Annotated in this window: 3 protein-coding genes and 1 pseudogene; 2 read left to right on the plus strand and 2 right to left on the minus strand. The window is 62.7% G+C overall.

Going from position 1 to position 2,604, the window contains the following annotated elements; genetic code table 11:
• Both WBV42_RS21065 and WBV42_RS21070 read right to left on the minus strand, forming a co-directional pair.
• A pseudogene (locus WBV42_RS21065) lies at positions 1 to 181 on the minus strand (aminopeptidase); the annotation flags it as partial.
• A gap of 51 nt (positions 182 to 232) precedes the next feature.
• Entirely contained in the window at positions 233 to 1,024 is a 792-nt protein-coding gene (locus tag WBV42_RS21070; RefSeq protein WP_423987778.1) for a class I SAM-dependent methyltransferase, read from the minus strand.
• Positions 1,025 to 1,216: 192 nt separating this feature from the next.
• On the opposite strand from WBV42_RS21070, the gene WBV42_RS21075 reads away from it, so the two are divergent.
• Positions 1,217 to 1,843 (plus strand): AzlC family ABC transporter permease, encoded by a 627-nt coding sequence (locus tag WBV42_RS21075; RefSeq protein ID WP_423987779.1) that lies wholly within the window; start codon positions 1,217 to 1,219, stop codon positions 1,841 to 1,843.
• Positions 1,844 to 2,188: an AzlD domain-containing protein gene (locus WBV42_RS21080; RefSeq protein ID WP_423987780.1), complete on the plus strand. Its 345-nt coding sequence runs from the start codon at positions 1,844 to 1,846 to the stop codon at positions 2,186 to 2,188.
• Positions 2,189 to 2,604: the final 416 nt, after the last annotated feature.

Below are 2,604 nucleotides of genomic sequence, written 5' to 3' on the forward strand. Positions count from 1 at the left end.
CCGCCCGTTTGCTTCGCATCGACAGCGACGGTTTCGCGCCACGTTCCCCGAGTTTTTCGTACAGCGCGACGACGAGGTCCTCGGCGACCGTCGGTGCCATTACCTCGACGGTGTCACCTTCCTCGATGCTCACGGAATGATCGACGATGACTTCCGCATGCTCTCGAATTCGTGGGTCCATACGATGAGAAGAACCGTCAACTTGAAAACTGTTTCAATTTAAACAGGCAGTTCAAACGCGGGCGGTCGTCACGTAGAAGGGAACGACTTCCGCACGCCGGTATTCCTCCGCACCCATCTGTCTGATGGTCTCTCTCCCCATCTCCCGCCACTCGGCGCGCAGGTCGTCGTACTCGTCGGTCGAAAGCGGTCCGACCAGCGTGTCCCGTCGGTCCGTCAGCGCGCTCGCGGTCGCCTTCCGTTTTGCCGCTTCGATGTCCCGTTCCGAGTACGGCGGTTCGACCGTCTTCGCGTGGTGGTACGGATGGGTCGAAGGGTCGTGGAGACCGGCCGTTCGGAACAGTTCGCGTGTCCCCTCCCCGCCGAGGGTGATGTCGGTGGCCGTTCCCGAGACGTACGCCTCGCGAGCAGTTCGGGACAGGGAACGCTCCTCCGGTACCGTCGATTCGACGGAAACGGCGGCGTTGTCGGGTTCTATCGCCGCCACGAGATCCGAGGAGACGCGGGCGAATTCGCGGACCGCACGAACCGGTTCGGGGAGGTTGATGAGCAACGCCTGGCAGACCACGAGGTCGAAGCTGTCGTCGGGAAACGGCAACCGGAAGGCGTCGCCCGCGACGCAGGGAACGAACTCCCGTGCGACCGAGAGGAGGCGCGGGTCGGCGTCCGTCCCGAAGACGTCGCCCGGTGTCTCGTCCGCGAGGACGCGGGCCAGTTCGCCGGTCCCACAGCCGACGTCCAGCACCCGCTCCCGGGAGTCGAGTTCGAGACCGGCGAGCGCGTCGCGGGACTCCCACATCCCTTCCCGTGTTCGACGGAGATAGTCGGCGGAGAACTCGCGCATGTGTTGTGGTGGATTTTCGTGGGGGGCGTCAAAAACGGGATGGTTCGTTGGCGGGTTGCCGAACGGCAGTGGGAACGAATCACACAAGAGATTCACCGCGATACCAACGTTGATACCACCCCCATCACCTACGAGTAACCAGTGTCAACCCGTGATGATTTTCTCTCCGGTGTTCGCGTTTCCTTACCGATCATGCTCGGGATCATTCCGTTCGGGATGGTCACGGGTGTCGCGGCGGTCGAAGTCGGTATTCCGGCGATTCACGCGATTGCGATGTCGGTCATCATCTTCGCCGGGGCGTCACAACTCGCGGCGACGGAACTCATCGGTCGGGACGCACCCATCGCTGTCATCGTCCTGACCGTCCTCGTCGTCAACCTGCGGATGATGATGTACAGCGCCTCGATCGCACCGTACTTCGAGCGCGAATCGGCGCGCTGGAAGGCGGCGCTCGCCTATCCACTGACCGACCAGGCCTACGCCGTCTCCCTGCTGAAGTTCCGGAACGACGAGCACACCAGCAGACGATGGTACTACCTCGGCGTCGCGCTGTCGCTGTGGACCGTGTGGCAGATTTCGACGGTCGCCGGTATCCTGCTCGGCGCGAGCATTCCCGAGGGGTGGCACCTGGAATTCGCCGTCCCGCTGGTGTTTCTCGCAGTGTTGGTTCCGGCCGTCACCGACCGGCCGACGCTGGTGGCCGCCATCGTCGGCGGCATCGCCGCAATCGCGGCCAACGGCCTCCCGTTCGATCTCGGACTCGTCGTCGGCGCGCTCGTCGGTATCGGTGCCGGACTGCTGACCGAGGAGGTGGCCTGAATGGCGACGACGGAGCTGGGTGATGCGAGCCTCTGGCTCATCATCCTCGTCGGCGGTCTCGGAACGTACCTGATCCGCGTGTCGTTCATCGCGCTGTTCGGCCGACTGGACGACGTGCCCGACGGCGTCGAGCGCGCACTCCGATTGGTCCCCGCCGCAGTCCTCTCGGCGCTCGTCCTGCCCAAGTTCGTCTACATGGACGGGTCGCTCGCGCTCTCGCCGGACAACCTTCGCCTCTTCGCGGGCGCACTGGCCGTCGCCGTCGCGTGGTACACCGAAGACATCCTCGCCACCATCGTCGCCGGGATGGGCGCGCTGTGGCTCCTGAGCTACGTGTTCGGCTGAACAAGCGAGAAGGATAAACGGACGACAGCGAATTCTGCAAACAGCTCAGCGACCGCCACACCGTCATTCCGACCGGGTGAGTGACACAGACATGAAAACGGTCTCCGGAGGTTTTAGAGTGGAAATACTATGTTTGAGTAAAATTTACGGATTGATGATTGACCAGACTAGCCCTGGATGGTGTTTTCGACGGGACAACCGGGGGCGAATCCGCACCGACTACGCCCCCGACGACTTGGGCTACAAATCAACGTCTTTGGTTTTGTTGGAGTAATTGCAACTACTGGAAAGCAGACCGTCTCGAAAGCCCCCGCTCGCTCGCGGTCGCTGTGCGGGATATTTTGGTCTCGCGCTGCTCGACCAAAATAATCGCCCACACAGACGACCAGGCGATGCGCGAGTGGACGGCCCCTTTC

Origin of the sequence: Haladaptatus sp. (assembly GCF_049589095.1) — an archaeon.
In the GTDB taxonomy this organism is placed as follows: domain Archaea; phylum Halobacteriota; class Halobacteria; order Halobacteriales; family Haladaptataceae; genus Haladaptatus.